At 37.3% G+C, this 18652-nt stretch carries 21 protein-coding genes and 1 pseudogene; 9 read left to right on the top strand and 13 right to left on the bottom strand.

Translation table 11 applies throughout. The features are described from left to right. The first annotated feature begins 157 nt into the window (after positions 1–157). From D0817_RS02880 to D0817_RS02870, 3 genes are all read left to right on the top strand, one after another. Complete coding sequence (locus D0817_RS02880) at positions 158–1291, top strand: formylglycine-generating enzyme family protein (protein WP_127336897.1); 1134 nt, start codon at positions 158–160, stop codon at positions 1289–1291. A 119-nt stretch (positions 1292–1410) separates the two neighbouring features. Then, the gene (gene pepT, locus D0817_RS02875; protein ID WP_127336896.1) at positions 1411–2685 is read left to right on the top strand and encodes a peptidase T; all 1275 of its coding nucleotides are present in this window, start codon (positions 1411–1413) and stop codon (positions 2683–2685) included. A 4-nt stretch (positions 2686–2689) separates the two neighbouring features. Then, positions 2690–3277 (top strand): YdeI/OmpD-associated family protein, encoded by a 588-nt coding sequence (locus tag D0817_RS02870; protein WP_127336895.1) that lies wholly within the window; start codon positions 2690–2692, stop codon positions 3275–3277. Between the two features lie 162 nt (positions 3278–3439). Here the strand turns inward: D0817_RS02870 and yajC are convergent, their stop codons facing one another. From yajC to D0817_RS02855, 3 genes are all read right to left on the bottom strand, one after another. After that, positions 3440–3715, bottom strand: coding sequence for a preprotein translocase subunit YajC (gene yajC, locus D0817_RS02865; RefSeq protein WP_127336894.1), 276 nt, complete (start codon positions 3713–3715; stop codon positions 3440–3442). Between the two features lie 134 nt (positions 3716–3849). Beyond that, on the bottom strand, positions 3850–4761 hold the full coding sequence (nusB, locus tag D0817_RS02860) for a transcription antitermination factor NusB (protein ID WP_127337272.1): 912 nt from the start codon (positions 4759–4761) through the stop codon (positions 3850–3852). A gap of 231 nt (positions 4762–4992) precedes the next feature. Further along, on the bottom strand, positions 4993–6102 hold the full coding sequence (locus D0817_RS02855; protein ID WP_127336893.1) for a Glu/Leu/Phe/Val family dehydrogenase: 1110 nt from the start codon (positions 6100–6102) through the stop codon (positions 4993–4995). Between the two features lie 204 nt (positions 6103–6306). On the opposite strand from D0817_RS02855, the gene D0817_RS02850 reads away from it, so the two are divergent. The 4 genes from D0817_RS02850 (at position 6307) to D0817_RS02835 (ending at position 10070) form a co-directional block, all read left to right on the top strand. After that, a complete protein-coding gene (locus D0817_RS02850) occupies positions 6307–8085 on the top strand; it encodes an ABC transporter ATP-binding protein (protein WP_127336892.1) in 1779 nt (592 codons plus the stop codon). A gap of 68 nt (positions 8086–8153) precedes the next feature. Continuing rightward, positions 8154–8522, top strand: a complete 369-nt coding sequence (locus tag D0817_RS02845) for a PUR family DNA/RNA-binding protein (protein ID WP_026981839.1) — start codon at positions 8154–8156, stop codon at positions 8520–8522. A 148-nt stretch (positions 8523–8670) separates the two neighbouring features. After that, entirely contained in the window at positions 8671–9501 is an 831-nt protein-coding gene (locus D0817_RS02840; RefSeq protein ID WP_127336891.1) for an alpha/beta hydrolase, read from the top strand. Between the two features lie 17 nt (positions 9502–9518). Further along, the gene (locus D0817_RS02835) at positions 9519–10070 is read left to right on the top strand and encodes an RBBP9/YdeN family alpha/beta hydrolase (protein WP_127336890.1); all 552 of its coding nucleotides are present in this window, start codon (positions 9519–9521) and stop codon (positions 10068–10070) included. Positions 10071–10203: 133 nt separating this feature from the next. On the opposite strand, the gene D0817_RS02825 is transcribed toward D0817_RS02835, so the two are convergent. Continuing rightward, on the bottom strand, positions 10204–10539 hold the full coding sequence (locus D0817_RS02825) for a tRNA-binding protein (RefSeq protein ID WP_127336889.1): 336 nt from the start codon (positions 10537–10539) through the stop codon (positions 10204–10206). Between the two features lie 130 nt (positions 10540–10669). Here D0817_RS02825 and D0817_RS02820 point away from each other — a divergent pair, with 130 nt between their 5' ends. Together D0817_RS02820 and D0817_RS02815 are read left to right on the top strand one after the other, a co-directional pair. Then, positions 10670–11563: an alpha/beta fold hydrolase gene (locus D0817_RS02820; RefSeq protein WP_127336888.1), complete on the top strand. Its 894-nt coding sequence runs from the start codon at positions 10670–10672 to the stop codon at positions 11561–11563. Positions 11564–11694: 131 nt separating this feature from the next. Next, positions 11695–12249: a thioredoxin family protein gene (locus D0817_RS02815; protein WP_127336887.1), complete on the top strand. Its 555-nt coding sequence runs from the start codon at positions 11695–11697 to the stop codon at positions 12247–12249. Positions 12250–12340: 91 nt separating this feature from the next. Here the strand turns inward: D0817_RS02815 and D0817_RS02810 are convergent, their stop codons facing one another. The 9 genes and pseudogenes from D0817_RS02810 to D0817_RS02770 all read right to left on the bottom strand — a co-directional run bounded on the left by D0817_RS02810 (position 12341) and on the right by D0817_RS02770 (position 18605). Then, positions 12341–12661: a c-type cytochrome gene (locus D0817_RS02810; RefSeq protein WP_127336886.1), complete on the bottom strand. Its 321-nt coding sequence runs from the start codon at positions 12659–12661 to the stop codon at positions 12341–12343. Between the two features lie 92 nt (positions 12662–12753). Then, positions 12754–13686: a peptidylprolyl isomerase gene (locus tag D0817_RS02805; protein WP_127336885.1), complete on the bottom strand. Its 933-nt coding sequence runs from the start codon at positions 13684–13686 to the stop codon at positions 12754–12756. Positions 13687–13747: 61 nt separating this feature from the next. Next, positions 13748–14884 carry an MFS transporter gene (locus tag D0817_RS02800; RefSeq protein ID WP_230702049.1) on the bottom strand — a complete coding sequence of 379 codons (1137 nt, stop codon included), beginning with the start codon at positions 14882–14884 and terminating at the stop codon, positions 13748–13750. A gap of 142 nt (positions 14885–15026) precedes the next feature. Next, a pseudogene (locus D0817_RS02795) lies at positions 15027–15376 on the bottom strand (cupin domain-containing protein). 11 nt (positions 15377–15387) lie between these two features. Beyond that, positions 15388–15933: an NADPH-dependent FMN reductase gene (locus D0817_RS02790; protein ID WP_127336883.1), complete on the bottom strand. Its 546-nt coding sequence runs from the start codon at positions 15931–15933 to the stop codon at positions 15388–15390. Between the two features lie 6 nt (positions 15934–15939). Next, complete coding sequence (locus D0817_RS02785; protein ID WP_127336882.1) at positions 15940–16638, bottom strand: aspartate/glutamate racemase family protein; 699 nt, start codon at positions 16636–16638, stop codon at positions 15940–15942. A gap of 150 nt (positions 16639–16788) precedes the next feature. Continuing rightward, positions 16789–17667, bottom strand: a complete 879-nt coding sequence (locus D0817_RS02780) for a sugar phosphate isomerase/epimerase family protein (RefSeq protein ID WP_127336881.1) — start codon at positions 17665–17667, stop codon at positions 16789–16791. 34 nt (positions 17668–17701) lie between these two features. Then, a complete protein-coding gene (locus tag D0817_RS02775; RefSeq protein ID WP_238160809.1) occupies positions 17702–18169 on the bottom strand; it encodes a nuclear transport factor 2 family protein in 468 nt (155 codons plus the stop codon). Between the two features lie 73 nt (positions 18170–18242). Further along, on the bottom strand, positions 18243–18605 hold the full coding sequence (locus tag D0817_RS02770; RefSeq protein ID WP_127336880.1) for a hypothetical protein: 363 nt from the start codon (positions 18603–18605) through the stop codon (positions 18243–18245). Between the last annotated feature and the right edge of the window lie 47 nt (positions 18606–18652).

Here is an 18652-nt window from a genome sequence, read left to right as displayed (position 1 = left end):
ATAATAAATATTTACCCTATAGAATAAGTAGAATTTTTATATCTTTGAAATAAAATTATGCAGCCTAATTAAATAAATGGTATTTGATAAGGTTGCTTTTTTTTATCAAATTCTATTCAGCTGTAAAACAACCATTTTAAAATTAAAATTTGCCCTGATGAAAAATAAAATTTACAGGATATTTACCATTCTGATCCTGGCTGCTATTTCAGTCGCCTACAGCTTCACCCAATTTACTACGCCAAAAGAAAAATTAACCGCAATGGATTGTACAGAGGCTGCAAATACTACGGCGGTTTCTGAATTCGAGCCCACCATCATTAATAAAAATTCAGCTCCATCCCAAACTCCAAAAGGAATGGTTTGGATTCCCGGCGGCGAATTTTCGATGGGCAGCAATGTTGAAGATGAAAGTTTATGCAGCATCAAAGGTGTCACAAAAGACGCCTCTCCTGTTCACCGTGTGTATGTTGATGGTTATTTTATGGATGAAACGGAAGTTACCAACGAAGAATATGCAAAATTCGTCAACGCTACCGGCTATGTTACCGTTGCCGAGCAAAAGCCAACTCAGGAAGAATTTCCGGGTGTTCCGGCAGAAAATTTAATAGCCGGTTCTGCAGTATTTTCTCCCACAACAGCCGCTGTAAATCTCAACGACTTCATACAATGGTGGTCTTACGTAGGCGGAACGGACTGGAAACATCCTTTGGGTCCGGAAAGTTCCATAAAAGGAAAAGAAAAATATCCTGTGGTACAAATCACCTACGAAGATGCTGCTGCCTATGCAAAATGGGCAGGAAAAAGATTACCAACCGAAGCCGAATGGGAGTTTGCTGCCCGTGGCGGAAAAACAGGAAACTTATATTCGTGGGGAAATACCTTAAAACCGGACGGAAAATTTCAGGCAAACATCTATCAGGGGCACTTCCCTGTGAAAGACGGAGATGCTGGAGAAGATGGCTTTAAAGGCATTGCACCCACTGGCCAATTTAAGCCGAATGCATTTGGGTTGTACGATATGGCAGGAAATGTATGGGAATGGGTAAACGACTGGTATAGTCCATCCTATTATACTGAATTAAGCAAAGGCGGAAAAATAGCCCGAAATCCTCAGGGACCTGATGCTTATGACGTTCCGAATGATCCTGAAAAAAAAAGGGTGCATCGCGGAGGCTCCTTTTTATGTACCGATCAATATTGTACGCGATATATGGTAGGCACCAGGGGAAAAGGAGAAATCCGGTCTGCCGCCAACCATCTCGGATTCAGATGCGTCAAAAGTCTTTAAATAATAACCCTGAAAAAGGATGCTACAGCAAACAGAATCGTGTTTTATTTGAATTTAGATATTACCAATCGCAATAATACAGCCCGGAAAAATGCCTATATTTGCTAAAAATTATAAAAATGCAACACCTTATAGATCGTTTTATCAGTTATGTAACAATCGACACAGAATCTGATCCGAACTCCAAAACTACCCCAAGTACCGAAAAACAATGGAATCTTGCCAATAAACTAGTAGAAGACCTAAAAGCAATTGGATTACAAGACGTTACAATAGATGACAAAGCTTATATTATGGCAACTTTGCCAAGTAATGTTGCTCATGAAGTTCCTGTAATTGGATTTGTTTCGCATTTTGATACTTCCCCGGATTTTAGCGGTGCTAATGTAAAACCTCAGATTATTGAAAATTACGACGGAAAGGACATTGTGCTGAACGCTGAAAAAAACATTATTTTATCTCCCAATTACTTCAAAGATTTATTACAATATAAAGGCCAGACCATCATTACAACAGACGGTACAACGCTTTTGGGTGCTGATGACAAAGCCGGAATTACCGAGATTGTTTCTGCAATGGAATATCTGGTACAGCATCCTGAGATCAAACACGGTAAAATCAGGATTGGTTTTACGCCTGATGAAGAAATTGGTCGTGGTGCACACCATTTTGATGTAGAAAAATTCGGCGCTCAATGGGCTTACACCATGGATGGAAGCCAGATTGGTGAATTAGAATATGAAAACTTTAATGCTGCCGGAGCGAAAATTACTTTTAAAGGAAAAAGCGTTCATCCGGGTTATGCCAAAGGAAAAATGATCAATTCGATGCTTATTGCCAATGAGTTTATCAATGAACTTCCAAAAGGGGAAACACCACAGGAAACAAAAGGCTACGAAGGATTTTTCCATGTGCATCATCTGACGGGAAGTATCGAAGAAACAGTTTTAGAACTTATTATTCGCGATCATAACAAAAGTAAGTTCGAAAAAAGAAAAAGCCTGATTGATAAAATTGCAAAAAAAATCAATAAAAAATTCGCCAGACAATTTGGGGAAGATATTGTAACCACTGAAATAAAAGACCAGTATTACAATATGAAGGAAAAAGTACTTCCGGTAAAACATATTGTTGACATTGCCGAAAAAGCAATGCGGGAATTACAGATTAAACCGATCATCAAACCCATTCGCGGCGGAACTGACGGATCTCAATTATCCTTTATGGGATTGCCTTGTCCGAACATTTTTGCGGGCGGTCATAACTTCCATGGTAAATACGAATATGTTCCTGCAGAAAGCATCCAGAAAGCAACTGATGTCATTGTAAAAATTGCGGAACTAACGGCAATTCCGGGCATTTTTAATGTAACTGAAAAACCTAAAAGAAAATAATTCATTGGACCCGAATTCTGATAAAAAACACGTTTGGGACAAAGTCAACAACTGGGAAGAAGAACTTCTTTTCCTCAAATCAATAATTGATAAAACGGAACTGACGGAAACCATAAAATGGGGCGGACCAATTTATGTTTACAACAAGAAGAACGTTATTGGCATTGGTGGTTTTAAAAACTATTTTGCCATTTGGTTTCTGAATGGGGTTTTTCTGAAAGATGACAAAAAGAGATTAATGAATGCCCAGGAAGACAAAACAAAATCCATGCGTCAATGGCGTTTTACTTCAAAAGAAGACGTAAACGAAAAAGAAGTTTTAGAATATATCCTGGAAGCCATTGAAAACGAAAAACAGGGTAAAGTCATAAAACCAGCTAAAAAAGAAGCAATTGTTTCCGAATTACTGGAAAAAGAAATGAAGCAGAACCCGGCTTTAGCAGAAGCCTTTCAACAATTCTCTCCTTATAAACAATATGAGTTTTTAGAATATATTGAAACCGCCAAACAGGAAAAAACAAAGTTATCCCGAATAGAAAAGGTGATTCCGATGATACTGGGAAATGTTGGGTTGAATGATAAATACAGATAATTGTAAATTTTAATTTAAAATCCCAATATTTTAAAATTCCAAATTCCAATTATTGTAGAAATAAAGCAGAGTCGAACTTACAAGATGAAACATAAAAAAATCCCAAATTCCGGTTTCAAAACCTTGGAATTTGGGATTTATATTTTTTGGAATTTCAAAAACTTATGCCTTTTTATTCAAAGCCGAACTCATTTCCAAAGAAATAGCAGAACGCTCAATTTTTAATTTACCGGACATCGTTTCGATGATTACAGAAGTTTCACCAAGTTCAACAACTTTACCGTGAAAACCACTTTTTGTAATTATTTTATCCCCTACTTTTAGGCTGCTTTCAAATTCTTTTTCGTTTTTTGCTCTTTTTTGTTGTGGTCTGATCATGAAGAAATAGATCACTACAAACATCAATAGAAATGGCGCAAATTGAGTTAATTGTCCCATAATGTAAATTCTGTTTTTATTTATTATTAATATTTTTTTTAGCTCTTCGACTTTGCTCAGAGTAACAACTTCAATTGGAATTTGGCTCTTCGTCTTCGCTCAGAGTGACAACTTCAATTGGAATTTCTTCTCAATTACATCAAACCTCTTCCCACTTTAATCATCTTTTTATTGGCTTCCAGCTCTTTAACCAGATTATCTAAAATTCCGTTGATAAAAATACTGCTTTTTGGCGTAGAATACTCTTTAGCAATTTCTAAATATTCGTTCAGTGTTACTTTTACCGGAATAGAAGGGAATTTTAAAAATTCGCAAATTGCCATTTTTAAAATAATCGTATCAATCTCTGCAATACGATCGCTGTCCCAGTTTGGTGTTTTGTCTTCGTATTCTTTGGCAAAGAGCGTTTCGTTTAAAACCGTTCTTCTGAACAAATCTTTCGCAAAATCCTTATCTTCCACATCTTTGTACAATTTCGGCACTCTGAAATCGTCCGGATCTTCCGTTTTGATAGCTTTCAATTGTTTGATAATATGCGTGTTTACAACCGGAATATCATCAACCCAGGTTAACTTATCGTCCTCCAGGTATTCATACAATTTATCATTCGGAACAATAACATCAGCAAACAGATCTACAATAAATTGTCTGTCTTCCTGAAAAGTATTGACAGAAGTCTTCATGTAGTTGGCATACAATTCGCTTGACTTGATATCATTTAAAAGCAATAAAATATAATCATCATTTAATGACCAGTTATTGATTTTACGATTTTCCAAAGCGATACTAAGGGAGTTGCTTTCGGCAAGCAGCTGAAAAATTTTGTTTTTGACAAATTTTTCATTTGGATTACGTTCTGCGGCAGTGGCAAGATGTTTTTTACTTGAAAGATGTAAAAAAACAGATTCTTTTTTACAAATCTCTATCAGTGAAGATAGCATTATTAAATATAAATCCTGAATATTATCAATACTGTAAAAAAGAAATTTCTCCTCTTTTTCCATATTGTCAGAACCGCTTTGATGCATTGCATAAATGGATTGCATTACCTTAACGCGTATGTGTCTTCTATTTACCACCTTGTAAGAACATTTAAAAATTAGTCTGCAAAAATAAGTATTTAAGACCTGATATTAAAATTTAAACCAATTATTTTTCCAAGAAATCAGTCGCAGCGTATAGTATAAAAAAAGTCTCAGTCGCAGTCGCAGTTTTCGCTATAAGTTGAAAACGTGACTGAGACTGAGACTGAGACTCTAAACTGAGACTCTAAAAAATTACTTCTTAGCTGCGTTTTCGATTTTTCTCAAATCGATACGATTCTGAGCAATGGTAAGCGCTGCTTTATGCGTGGTCATTCCGTTTTTCACGGCATAGTCGATAATTTCTAAAGTAGTATTATAGATATTTTCGGTTTTACGCATGATTTCTGCTTTGCCATAATGCTCTAATTCAGCATAAACATTGATAATTCCACCAGCGTTGATCAGAAAGTCTGGTGCATATAAGATACCTCTTTCTGACAATCTTGCACCGTGAATATTTTCATCTGCCAATTGATTGTTGGCAGCACCGGCAATCACTTTCGCTTTTATTTTGTTTACTGTATCATCGTTGATTGTAGCTCCCATGGCACATGGTGCATAAATATCAACGTCAGCGGCATATATATCTTCACCTGTAAATATTGTCGCGTTGTATTTTTGAGCTACTTCATATAATTTTTCTTCGTTGATGTCGGTAATAAAAACCTTTGCTCCTTCTTTGGTTAAGTATTCCACCAAAGCTTCACCAACGTGTCCAATTCCCTGAACCAAAACTTTTTTTCCTTCTAAAACATCAGAACCAAACTGGCTTTTTGCAGCGGCTTTCATTCCCAGGTAAACACCATAAGCGGTTACCGGAGAAGGATTTCCTGAACCACCTCTTTCTTCTGAGATACCCGTAACATAAGGCGTTACATCTCTCACAGTGTCCATATCTTTAGTTTCCATTCCGACATCTTCAGCTGTAATATATCTTCCGCTTAGCGAGTGCACAAATTCACCGAATTTACGCATTAGCTCCGGTGTTTTTTGTGTTTTGGCATCACCAATGATTACTGCTTTTCCACCACCAATATTAAGTCCGGTAATTGCAGATTTATAAGTCATACCTCTTGAAAGACGCAAAACATCGTTTAAAGCTTCCCATTCCGTATTATAATTCCACATTCTAGTACCTCCTAAAGCTGGCCCCATAACTGAATTATGAATACCAATAATTGCTTTTAAACCTGTATCTTTGTCATTGCAAAATACAATTTGTTCGTGATCGTTAAAAGATAACTGACCAAAAACAGGATCCATTTTTTGAAGTTCCTTTCCAGTTGCGAAAGTTGCATCCATAGCGTTACTATTTATTTGTTAAAATTATGAATTTGTCAAAAAGACATCTCAAACATAAACAAAAAATACACATGTGCTAATATTTTATCTTTATAATAACAAATTAACAATCGATTTATATTGAGCAAATTACACTTTCTATTGCTTTTAATTGAAAGTAATTTATAAAATCAATATCATTTCAACATTGAATATCTTAAAAAAATGAAAGAATTACGCTATTTAAACAAATATTTCATTAAATATAAATATAGTTTTTCACTTGGAATTTTAATCACCATAATCGCACAAATATTTTCATTATTTACTCCAAAGCTGATTAGCAAGTCGTTAAATGCCATCGAAAAGTTTGACAAACTACCCAAAGCCGATCAGACATCGAAAGTAATTATCGCATCTTACCATCAGGATTTAATTCATAACGTATTGCTAATCATAGCTACTACCATTGTTGCGGGTTTCCTGACTTTCCTAATGCGCCAGACTTTGATCGTGATGTCGCGTCATGTGGAATTTGACCTGAAAAACGAAGTTTTCAGGCAATATGAAAATCTGTCCCAAAATTTCTACAAACAAAACAGGACGGGTGATTTAATGAACAGAATCAGCGAAGACGTTTCAAAAGTCCGCATGTATGTTGGTCCTGCGGTTATGTATACCATCAATACCTTTATTCGTTTTGCGATTGTGATCATCTATATGTACAATGTATCGCCCTTACTGACCCTATATACGATATTGCCGTTGCCGATACTTTCGTATTGTATTTTTAAACTGAGTTCAGAAATCAACAAAAGAAGTACTATTTTCCAACAATACTTATCTAAAGTTTCCAGTTTCTCTCAGGAAATATTTTCGGGAATTCGTGTAATTAAAGCCTATTCTTTAGAAAATCAGCATCAAAATAACATGATCGCCCTTGCCGATGAAAGCAAAAGCAAAAGTCTGAACCTGGCAAAAGTGCAGTCGCTGTTTGGTCCATTGATGATTGCGTTAATCGGAATCAGCAATCTGGTGGTAATATACTTTGGAGGGATGATGTACATCAACGGAACAATTCAGAATATCGGAACAATTGCAGAGTTTATTTTATATGTAAACATGTTAACGTGGCCTGTAGCCTCCCTGGGGTGGGTTTCTTCAATGGTACAGGAGGCAGAAGCTTCTCAAAAACGTCTGAATGAATTTTTGAAAATTGAACCGGAAATCACAAATAATAATGAAAATGCCTCCGATATCCAGGGCTCTATTTCTTTCGAAAATGTAAGTTACAGATATGAAGACACCAATATTGAGGCTTTAAAAAATGTAACTTTTACCGTCAAAAAAGGAGAAACTTTAGCGATTCTCGGAAAAACAGGTTCCGGAAAATCGACCATATTGTCCCTTATCTCGCGTTTGTATGATGTTACGGAAGGACGAATTACCATTGACCAGAATGAAATAAGCACTTTAAACCTGAATGACTTGAGAAACAACATCGGAATTGTGCCTCAGGATGCTTTTCTATTTTCGGATACAATTAAAAACAACATCAAATTCGGCAACCGGAACGCCACTGATGAACAAGTAATTGAAGCAGCACAAAATGCTGTAGTGCATGACAATATCATGGCTTTCAACAAACAATACGACACCATTTTAGGAGAAAGAGGTATCACCCTTTCCGGTGGCCAGAAGCAGCGTGTATCGATTGCAAGGGCCATTATTAAAAATCCGGCCATTTTACTTTTTGACGATTGCCTGTCTGCGGTGGATACAGAAACAGAGGAAACGATCCTGAATAATTTGTTCGAAATCTGTAAAGACAAAACTACGATAATAGTAAGCCATCGGGTGTCTTCCGCCAAAAATGCCGACAAAATAATCATCTTAGAAGACGGTAAAATCATTCAACAAGGCTCTCATAATCAATTAATAAATCAGGACGGTTATTATGCCGCGTTATATTTAAAACAACTTTCGGAAAAAGAATTACTTTAATTGTTGCGTAATAGATAAATTTTTATGATTTTTGAGTACTATTAATTCCAAAAATGATAGAACGTATTATGAGAGAAAATGACATGTTAGAAAAAGAAGAGATCTTTTCTAAAGTATTACGAGCAGGGAGAAGAACGTATTTCTTTGATGTGAGAGCTACTAAGGCTGACGATTATTATATCACGATTACTGAAAGCAAAAAATTTACTGAAGAAGACGGTTCTTTTCACTTTAAAAAACACAAAATTTACTTATACAAAGAAGATTTTGGTGCTTTTGCCGAAATACTCGAAGAAATGACTTCGTATGTCCTGAATCACAAGGGCGAGGAAGTAATTTCTGAAAGACATCAGAAAGATTTTAAAAAAGAATACGGTTCTGATAAACCGGAAGGACAAAGATCCAGCTTTACTGATATCGATTTTGACGATATTTAGTCCTACATAACTTTTTAAAAAGTACGAGTCCAACATGTCCTGCATTTTGGACTTTTTTTATATATTTAAGTTTAGATTTTCAGATTTTAGACTATTCGATTTTTAGAATCCTGCTACAACCGCCATTACTGGTTAATACCTTATAAAAATGAAAAAAATATTTCTTTTACTTAGTTTCTTCTTATTTGCAATTTCTTCTTTTGCTCAAAAATCAACATATGAAACCAAACTAAATATTCAATATTATAATGCGGCTGTCAATAAATCTGATGCTTATATTAGCGAACGCTGTGTTCTGGACATTTATTACCCAACGAATACTAAAAATTTCGCCACTATTATCTGGTTTCATGGCGGAGGGCTGACCGGAGGAAACAAGGAAATTCCGGAAGCCTTAAAAAATAAAGGTTTCGCTGTTATTGGCGTAAATTACAGATTATCCCCCAAAGCTAAGGCTGCCAAAAGTATCGAAGATGCCGCAGCAGCAGTTGCATGGGCTTTTAATAACATTCCGAATTACGGAGGTGATCCTTCGCTGATTTTTGTTTCCGGGCACTCCGCAGGAGCCTATTTAGGTTTAATGATTGGCCTGGACAAAAAATGGCTGCAAAAAGAAGGCATTGACGCGAATAAAATTGCAGGTCTTATTCCGTTTAGTGCCCAATGCATCACCCATTTTGAAATCAGAAGAGAAAACGGAATTCCGGATACACAGCCTACAATTGATGCTTTTGCACCACTTTTTTATGTACGTGCTGATGCTCCGCCCTTATTACTGATAACGGGAGACCGTGAACTCGAAATGTTAGGCCGTTACGAAGAAAACGCCTATCTGGCGCGCATGATGAAACTTGTCGGCCACAAACAAACCAAACTTTTTGAACTGGACGGCTACGGTCACGGAATGACTGAACCTGCTTTTCCGTTACTTGAAAACGAGATAAACCGAATTATAAAAGAACACCAGAAATTAAACTAAACTTAAAATCCACGGCAATGGAAACCAATTTATTAATACTACCGGGACTCGGAAACTCAGGCGAAAAGCACTGGCAAACTTTCTGGCATGAAAAATTCAAAAACTCCAAAAGGATTGTTCAGGACAATTGGGATGAGCCCATCAGAGAAGAATGGCTTGAAAGATTAAACGAAGAAATTTCAAAATTAGACGGTCCGACGATTCTTGTGGCGCATAGTTTAGCTGTTTCGCTGGTTTTACACTGGGCAGCTTCACATACCAATAAAAACATTGTGGGAGCGCTATTGGTCGCTCCGGCCGATGTAGATTCCCCTCAGCATACTCCTGAATCGGTTCGGAATTTTTCACCTATCCCAACTTCAAGGTTACCTTTTCCCTCAATTGTTGTCGCAAGTGAAAACGATCCCTACGCCTCTTTCGAGAGAAAAAAATATCTGGCAGAACAATGGGGAAGCGATTTCATCAATGTGGGACAGCAAGGGCACATCAATTCCGACTCCGATTTAAAATACTGGGATGAAGGGCAGTTGATCTTACAACAATTAGTTGCAAAAATTAATACTCTCTAGTTTAGTTTACAGTCACAATTTACAGTCGCAGTCTCAGTTTACAGTCGCTGCGACTGAGACTGCGACTGAGACTGCGACTGTGACTGAGACTGAGACTGAGACTGAGACTGAGACTAAACACTGTGACTAAAAACTACCCAATCCGCAGCCCATTCTCTATTTTAAAATCGGGAGCCAGTAAAATAACGTCTCCTTCTTCGCCGACTGCACCCAGAACCAGACATTCACTCATGAATTTTCCGATTTGTTTTTTGGGGAAGTTGACGACCGCAACTATTTGTCTGTTTAGCAAATCTTCTTTTTGGTAGCGTTTCGTAATTTGGGCCGATGATTTTCGGATACCTATTTCGGAACCGAAATCAATCGTAAGCTGATAGGCCGGTTTTCGGGCTTCGGGAAAATCGTTAACTTCGAGTATTGTTCCGACACGCATGTCAGTTCTTTCAAATTCATTCCAGGACAAATTCATAGTACACTTTTTTTAGTATTTACAAACCTATTAATTTTGTAAGTATTGCCACTAATTCTATAACCCTTTTTTTAGTGTAGCTTCTAAATTTACATTACAGATTATCATGCTAACGTTAAAAAAGATAAAAATGGAAAATAATGTCATCAACTCAACACTTTCAGAGAAAAATTTTGAGTCAAACCTAAAACAAGTTCATACCGATAAATATATAGAAACAGCCCAAAACGTAAGACTTTATGTAAAAGATTACGGTCAGGGTAAACCTATAATTCTTATTCACGGCTGGCCGCTTTCTAATGAAATGTGGGAATATCAGATTGAATTCCTGGTTCAGAATGGTTTCAGGGTGATTGCCTATGACCGTCGTGGATTTGGTAAATCATCACAACCCTGGGATGGTTACGATTACGACACTTTATCTGATGACTTGCAGGAAATTATCGAACAATTAGAATTAACTGATGCTACACTTGTCGGTTTCTCAATGGGTGGTGGTGAAGTAGTTCGTTATTTTAGCCGTCATGGCGGAAAAGGAGTTACAAAAGCTGCCCTGATCTCGTCTATTATTCCTTTTTTATTAAAAACGAATGACAATCCTGACGGACATCCGAGAGAAAAAAGTGAAAATACGGCAAACGCTATCAAGGAAGACCGAATTGCTTTTATAGATAATTTCGGAAAAACCTTCTTTGGCGTAAACATTATCAACAAGCCTTTAAGTACTCCTTTATTGGAATATTACAGAAATCTTTGTTCTGTTGCATCTCCAAGAGCGACTTTAAAATGTGCTGAATCTTTTTCGTTTACGGATTTCAGGGATGAACTGAATTTTGTAAAGGTTCCAACTTTAATTATTCATGGTGATGATGACAAAATAGTTCCAATTGATCTGACGTCAAAAAAAGCAGCTGAAGGTATTCGCGATAATACTTACATCGTTTATGAAGGCGCACCGCACGGCTTATTTTACACCGAAAGAGAAAAACTAAACAATGATTTACTGAATTTCCTTAATTCATAATCTACATATAACAATATCCAAAGCGCCTTTTAAGTTTCTTCTTAAACGCTTTGGATATTTTTTTTTAAACCTCTTCTGCTTTTTTTTAAAGAATATTAAGGTTATTTTTGAGTAATCAATTCTTTATAAAAATGTCACAAACTTCTTCAAACATGCTGGCTCTTGGAACGACTGCTCCGGAATTCAGGCTGCAAGACACCAATTCTAATTATACCTATTCGTTTGAAGATCTGAAAGGATCGAAAGGGACTCTTGTGATTTTTATGTGCAATCACTGTCCTTATGTACTTCATGTAATCAATGAAATCGTTATGATTGCGAATGATTACCGTGTACAGGGAATCGGTGTAATGGCCATTTCAAGTAATGATATTGAAAAATTTCCTCAGGACGCACCCGAAATGATGACTGAATTTGCTTTTCAGAACAAGATTGATTTTCCGTATTTATTTGACGAGACCCAGGAAACAGCCAAAGCTTTTGATGCTGCCTGTACTCCGGATTTCTTTTTATTTGACAATAGAGACCGTTTATTTTATCGGGGACAATTAGATGATTCAAGACCCAATAACGGTATTCCTTTAAACGGAAGTGATTTACGCAGCGCGATAGATGCGCTTATTTACAACAGGTCCTTAAAAGATCCTCAAAAACCAAGTGTGGGCTGTAATATCAAATGGAAATAACATTTTGTACACCTCATCTGTGAGATTATTTTTTCTACTTTATTATAAAAAAAAAAGCATCCTGATTCAGAATGCTTCTTCTATTTTTTTTTTACAATTGCGAATTAATGTAGTTCGTAATCGATGTCATTTGTGCAGCATCTAAATGTGCTTTTTTACCCATTCTGACAAGAATTGGTGTCCATTCTTCTCGTGTGAATTTTTTCGGCTCAAACAATTTGTGGCATTTTGCACAATTGTTTTCGTATAAATTCTGACCCTCTGCAAGTTCAGGCGTTAGTGTTACAGCTTTAGCAGTTTCAGTAGCCGTTGGTGCTGCTGGCTCAGCTGCTGCAACCGGAGCTGCCTTTTGAGTACCGCAGGAAACCACGAATAAGGCTGCCGTTGCAAGAGTAATAATTTTTGATTTCATTCCGCTTTGTTTTGGAGTAAATATAAAAAAAAACCCATTCGGCAAGCGAATGGGATTCATTATTTAAGACTATTTAGACGTTGTCTAATTACTTATTTTACTTCCATTAATTCAACATCAAAAATCAAAGTTGCGTTTGGCGGAATAACTCCTCCTGCACCGGCAGATCCGTAAGCTAAATGTGACGGAATAACAAAACGTGCTTTGTCTCCAACCTGCAATAAAGCGATACCTTCGTCCCATCCTTCGATAACCTGACCCTGACCTAATCTGAATTCGATTGGTTTTTTACGTGGGTAAGAAGAATCGAAAACTTTTCCGGTTTCTAAAGATCCCTCGTAATGAACCGCAACTGTTTTACCGGCTTCAGCTCTTTTACCATCTCCTTTTTGAATCATTTTGTAACGTAAACCACTTTCTGTTTTATCAAAACCGGCAGCAAGTTCTTCCATTTTAGCTTCAGCGACAGCTTTTTCAGCAGCTTCACGTTTGGCACGGGAACCTTCAAAAACCCTGAAAGCTTCGATAGCATTCCATTTTTCAGCTTCTTCTCCTACTCTTACGATTTCAACAGTTTCAAGAGCATCGCCCTGAGCAATTGCATCAACGATATCCTGTCCTTCCACTACGTGACCAAAAACAGTATGTTTTCCGTCTAACCATGAAGTTGGAACGTGTGTAATATAAAACTGAGAACCGTTTGTTCCCACACCTGAATTCGCCATGGCTAAGACTCCCGGACGATCGTGTTTCAGACTTGGGTGGAATTCATCATCAAATTTGTAGCCAGGACCACCTGTTCCTGTTCCCTGAGGACAACCTCCCTGGATCATGAAATCAGGAATTACACGGTGAAATGATAATCCGTCGTAATATTTGTTTCCTTGTGGTTTAATTTTATTTTCTAAGTTTCCTTCAGCCAGTCCTACGAAGTTACCCACTGTACCCGGTGTTAAGTCGTGTGCCAATTTTACTAAAATAGATCCTTTGCTAGTATTGAATTTAGCGTATATTCCGTTTTCCATTGTTGTTATTTTTAATTTTGAATGCAAATTTACAAATTAATTTTATATCAATTTGTGCTTTCTATTTTTTAGATTTTGATTTATAAGTAAGTCCGTAAACCAGCAATGCCAGTACCGCCAGAATCGCGCATCCAATCGTAACGCCATGCCATCCGCCTAACTTCCAAAGTAATAATCCGTAGGCAGATCCGGCAGCTGTCCCTAAAAAACTAAAGGACATGAATACCGTATTAAGCCTGTTTCGGGCTTCCGGTAAAAGCGAATATACCCTCGTCTGGTTGGAGATATGCACCCCCTGAATTCCGATATCGATAAAAACGATACCTATCACTACTCCGATTACACTTTCGATTGAAAAGTAAAAAGTAATGAAACTGATCAGCATCAGTAAACAGCCGTAACCCACTGCAACCCTTGGATTTCCTTTATCTCCCATTTTACCAACCAACGGTGCTGCCAAAGCTCCTGAAGCGCCTACAATTCCAAAAAGGCCAATTGTCGCGCTATTGAAATTAAACGGTTCTCCTGAAAGCAACAATACCATCGTGGTCCAGAAAGCACCAAACTGTGCAAAACAAAACACATTGATTAAAGTGGCTTCACGCAAAACTGGCTGGGTTTTGATGAGGGTAAAAAGTGATTTTATAAGCTGACCGTAAGAACCCTGAAATTGCGGTTTATTGACCGGGAATTTCTTCTGAATGGCAAAAAAGATTAAAAGGCAGATTCCGGCTGCAATCCAAAACATGGAGCGCCATCCAAAAAGCTGACCGATAAATCCGCTTAACGTTCTGGAAAGTAAAATCCCTACCAGCAAACCGCTCATAATAGTTCCTACTACTTTTCCCCTTTGTTCCGGGGCTGTTAATGAAGCTGCCAAAGGCAAAATAAGCTGGGGTACTATCGAAGTAATTCCTAAAAGTAACGAAGCAATCTGCAATATAAGAAAGCTTTTGGCCGTAGCGGCAATAATTAAAGCGATTACTGAGGCAAAAGTGGTCATCAGGATTTGTTTTTTACGTTCGATCTTATCACCAAGCGGCACCATAAAAAACAAACCAATCGCATAACCTGCCTGGGTAAGATAAGTAATCGTACCGGCATTGGCTTCCGGAATTTTAAATTCGTTGGCGATTAAAACAATAAGGGGCTGGCAGTAATACAGATTGGCAACTATAAGTCCAGTGCAGGCTGCCATAAATAAGACATTCGTTTTGGATAGATTCATTTTGCAAAAATACTATTCTAATTGTAACCTAAACTTTAAAAAAAGCATAATTTTCTCAAATTTAAGATCAAATCAGCTGCTTCATTTATCAATTCTATTGCGATTCAAAACGTTATAGTTTCAAAAAATCCTCACGCATCGGACTGAAAACATCGGTCAAAGTACCGCTTTTCAGGCATAAGACCCCATGAATTGCATGCGGCGGAATATAGAAACTGTCTCCTTCTTTTAAGGTCTCTGTAACCCCACTGATCGTCACATCAAATGCACCACTGGAAATATAAGTGACCTGCGTAGATAATGTTCGTGCAAAACACCGATGGCGCCTTTTTCAAAATGAACATTCACCAGCATGGCCTGATCGTTATACGCCAGAATTTTTCGTTTAATGCCTTCTCCGACAACTTCCCACTCTATTTCGTCTCCTTTTATAAATTCTTTGCTTGTCCCTGAACTTTGCATATCTTTTTATTTTAATTTAACTTCCCGATTTCTTTTTCAAAATTACTGATGAATACTATAAGATCATGTAACGTTTTTTCATCTGTAATAGTTCCTTCAGCATTTAATTTTCCTCTGATTCCCTGTATTAAAAGTTGGGTCTTATCCGTAAATTTAGCTTCAATGGTTTTCATGATTAAACCTAATTGCTCGTGCCCTTTTTCCCCTGATGCCGAAGCCGTAATCAAACCCACTTTTTTATTCGAAAAAACCGTTGTTGAAACACACCATTCCAATGCATTTTTCAGGCTTCCCGGCAAACTGAAAACATATTCGGGCGTGCAAATCAATACACCTGCTGCCTTGTCAATTTTATCCCTGAAAGCCCTTACTTCTTCCGGTGGATGTTCGGTATCTAAGTCAGGATTAAAATGCGGAAGCTTTTCGAGCTCTTCAAATAGTTCAATCTCAAATTCCTTATTCATATTTTCAGAAATAAACTTCAGAATTTTAAAATTGCTGGAATCCTTTCGCGTACTTCCTGAAATAGCCAGTATTTTTTTCTTTTGCTCCGTCATTTCGATTTACTCTGCTGAAACAGCAAAATCTACGGCTGCCTCTGAATGAATTTTAGTGGTATCAAAAACCGGAACCGAAACATCTTCCTGACTGATTAACAACGGAATTTCAGTACAGCCCAGAATAATTCCCTCAGCACCGTTCTCAATAAGTTTTTCAATAATAGAAAGGTAAGCTCTTTTGGTTTGCTCCTTGATGATTCCGCGTCCTAATTCTTCTTTCAGGGTCTGCTGAATAAAATCTCTTTCGTCCTGAAGAATAGGAACAATGGCCTCTATATTGTTTTCTGCCAGTTTTTTGATGTAAAACTCCATTTCCATGGTGAATTTTGTTCCCAGCAAACCTACTTTTTTTAGTCCCTGTTTATTAATGGCGTTTGCCGTTGCGGTCGCTACGTGAATAACAGGCAATTTAATTTCCTTTTCCAGCCGGTCTGAAACCGCATGGGCCGTGTTGGCGCATAAAACAATGGCATCAGCACCGCTTTTTTCCAGGCTTTTACAGGCATTTAAAAGCAATTCAAAAGTGGCATCCCAATTTCCATTGGTGTTATTTCTTTGAAAATCATCAAAATTTAAAGAATAAATAAGGCATTCGGCAAAATTAAGCCCTCCTAATTTTTCGTTGATTCCTTCATTTATAAATCGATAATAATCAATGGTCGAAACCCAGCTGATTCCTCCTACAAGTCCTAGTTTTTTCATATTTCTGTCCTCTGTTACGAGTTTTATTTTACATTATTTTGTCTTGCTTTCTGGCCACTTACTATCATTTTCAGCCCCTAAAAAATCGCTGAAATGGTAGATCAAATAATAACGATTGCTTCAGGTGTTATTTTTTTTTTGAAAATTTTATTATTGACGGATTAGGTTATTCGAAATAAAATCACAGCTTTTCTTTATGGAATCGAAAGAATTACCAGCAAAATTATTCTCCTGTTCTACAAAAAAATATTTCATTCCTGCCCGTTTAGCTTCCTTAAAAATGGATTTAAAATCAATAGATCCGGAACCAACTCCTGTATTCAAAGCCGGATTAAGTTTATCCATGTCTTTTACATGCCACATGGTAAACCGCCCCGGATTTTCCCTGAACAGCTGCAACGGATCTTTTCCGGAACGCACCACCCAGTATAAATCCATTTCGAAATGTACGAGGTCCTTATCAGTTTCTTTTAGCAGAATTTCATAACCTGTAACTCCGTTATGACTTTCAAATTCGAAATCATGATTGTGATAGGCTAATTTCAGACCTGCCTCCCGGCACATTTTTCCGGCTTCGTTTAAGCGTCCTGCAATCTTTTTGTAATCATCACTGTTTTTTCTAAAAGGCGGATCGACCCACGGAATGGTGAGATAGGCACTTTCTAAGGTTTTCGAAGCAGCAATGGCGGCTTTAAGTTCTGTTGTATCTCCGTCATCCAGAAAAGAACCTATCCCATAATGACCACTCACTGCTTTTAAATCGTTTGCGTCCAGTATTGCTTTGAACTCAGCGGCTGATACTCCCCAAAACTGATCCCTGATTGAAAAACCATAGGTCTCGACAGTCGTAAATCCGGCTGAAGAAACTTTTGCCAAAGTTGCTTTGATATCTTTTGGAAGTTCTTCCCGCAAGGTATACAATTGCAGACCAATTTCTTTTTTGTTCATCGCAAAAGCGAATGACGGCATAGCTAAAACCGCCGCAGCAGCGAGGCTGCTATTGATTATAAAGGTGCGTCTGGAAGTCATTTGTTGTTTTGTAATTCAGAAAGTAAAGCTAGCTTTATTTATTAGATTTTGAATCATCAAAATTATCGAAGTATGTAAAATCTTTCGTTATTTTTCCGTCCTCAATCGTAAAGATGGTACAAATGGGCAGCTTAAATTTCGAGCCGTCCGAAGCTGTTCCGGTGGAAACAAACTCAACAATGATATGTTTCTCATCTGAAGGATAGATATTGACAATTTCATCATGAAGGTCCGGAAAAACAGTCTGAAGTGATGTATATTTATCAATAGTCTGTTTTCTGGTCTGCGTAATCATTTCTTTTCCGAAAGACGGATCTTTAAAATCGGATACCGGAGCATACATAGCTGCCAGTTCTTTCCATTGGTGTTTATTGAAATATTCAAAATACTGTTTTACTATTTTTTCTTTTTGAGTTGGATCTAAATTGGGTGATTTTACCTGATTATTACAGGACGCAACTAATAGTGCTGTGCTTAATACCAAAAATATTTTCTTCATCATTTCAGGAGTAGAGGAATTTATATGTGATCCTAAATTAAGTAAAAAAAACAAATCATTCAGCAGAATATTTTTTTCATTTGGCACTAATTGAATTTGTCAAATTTAGTAAGGTGGCATCAATTTGCTGTGGTGGAAAATTTTGCTTTTCATTTCTCAGGGACGTGACTTTTCCTTCGCTATTTATATACACAAACAGATATTCCCAATAGTTTGAGGCAGTCATTGGGGATCCATTTGTATTATCTGCTTTTTTATAAATCTGATCGGCATAAATAAGTATCTCTCCGTCATCATTACGAAAGGTACGAACAGGCGGTCCGGAATCCTTAATAAAAGTTTGTTTTGTTTTTCCGACCCAGCTATCCATGGAATTTTTAGTACTGGTACAGGCTGCAGTAATCAGCAACATAACGGACAATAAGTATAGCTTTTTCATGGGTGATACTGATTTTTTAGTGAAATTCCGGTTTTCTTACGTAAAAG

The sequence above is a fragment of the Flavobacterium cupreum genome, from assembly GCF_003996965.1.
In the GTDB taxonomy this organism is placed as follows: Bacteria; Bacteroidota; Bacteroidia; order Flavobacteriales; family Flavobacteriaceae; genus Flavobacterium; species Flavobacterium cupreum.
This window is presented reverse-complemented; position numbering and strand designations above follow the sequence as displayed.

Bases quoted from the DNA above. Each gene is read 5' to 3' on its own strand.
- D0817_RS02880 (WP_127336897.1), top strand. From the start codon at position 158: ATGAAAAATAAAATTTACAGGATATTTACCATTCTGATCCTGGCTGCT.
- pepT (WP_127336896.1), top strand. From the start codon at position 1,411: ATGCAACACCTTATAGATCGTTTTATCAGTTATGTAACAATCGACACA.
- yajC (WP_127336894.1), bottom strand. From the start codon at position 3,715: ATGGGACAATTAACTCAATTTGCGCCATTTCTATTGATGTTTGTAGTG.
- nusB (WP_127337272.1), bottom strand. From the start codon at position 4,761: ATGCAATCCATTTATGCAATGCATCAAAGCGGTTCTGACAATATGGAA.
- D0817_RS02855 (WP_127336893.1), bottom strand. From the start codon at position 6,102: ATGGATGCAACTTTCGCAACTGGAAAGGAACTTCAAAAAATGGATCCT.
- D0817_RS02850 (WP_127336892.1), top strand. From the start codon at position 6,307: ATGAAAGAATTACGCTATTTAAACAAATATTTCATTAAATATAAATAT.
- D0817_RS02845 (WP_026981839.1), top strand. From the start codon at position 8,154: ATGAGAGAAAATGACATGTTAGAAAAAGAAGAGATCTTTTCTAAAGTA.
- D0817_RS02840 (WP_127336891.1), top strand. From the start codon at position 8,671: ATGAAAAAAATATTTCTTTTACTTAGTTTCTTCTTATTTGCAATTTCT.
- D0817_RS02835 (WP_127336890.1), top strand. From the start codon at position 9,519: ATGGAAACCAATTTATTAATACTACCGGGACTCGGAAACTCAGGCGAA.
- D0817_RS02825 (WP_127336889.1), bottom strand. From the start codon at position 10,539: ATGAATTTGTCCTGGAATGAATTTGAAAGAACTGACATGCGTGTCGGA.
- D0817_RS02820 (WP_127336888.1), top strand. From the start codon at position 10,670: ATGGAAAATAATGTCATCAACTCAACACTTTCAGAGAAAAATTTTGAG.
- D0817_RS02815 (WP_127336887.1), top strand. From the start codon at position 11,695: ATGTCACAAACTTCTTCAAACATGCTGGCTCTTGGAACGACTGCTCCG.
- D0817_RS02810 (WP_127336886.1), bottom strand. From the start codon at position 12,661: ATGAAATCAAAAATTATTACTCTTGCAACGGCAGCCTTATTCGTGGTT.
- D0817_RS02805 (WP_127336885.1), bottom strand. From the start codon at position 13,686: ATGGAAAACGGAATATACGCTAAATTCAATACTAGCAAAGGATCTATT.
- D0817_RS02800 (WP_230702049.1), bottom strand. From the start codon at position 14,884: ATGGCAGCCTGCACTGGACTTATAGTTGCCAATCTGTATTACTGCCAG.
- D0817_RS02790 (WP_127336883.1), bottom strand. From the start codon at position 15,933: ATGACGGAGCAAAAGAAAAAAATACTGGCTATTTCAGGAAGTACGCGA.
- D0817_RS02785 (WP_127336882.1), bottom strand. From the start codon at position 16,638: ATGAAAAAACTAGGACTTGTAGGAGGAATCAGCTGGGTTTCGACCATT.
- D0817_RS02780 (WP_127336881.1), bottom strand. From the start codon at position 17,667: ATGACTTCCAGACGCACCTTTATAATCAATAGCAGCCTCGCTGCTGCG.
- D0817_RS02775 (WP_238160809.1), bottom strand. From the start codon at position 18,169: ATGATGAAGAAAATATTTTTGGTATTAAGCACAGCACTATTAGTTGCG.
- D0817_RS02770 (WP_127336880.1), bottom strand. From the start codon at position 18,605: ATGAAAAAGCTATACTTATTGTCCGTTATGTTGCTGATTACTGCAGCC.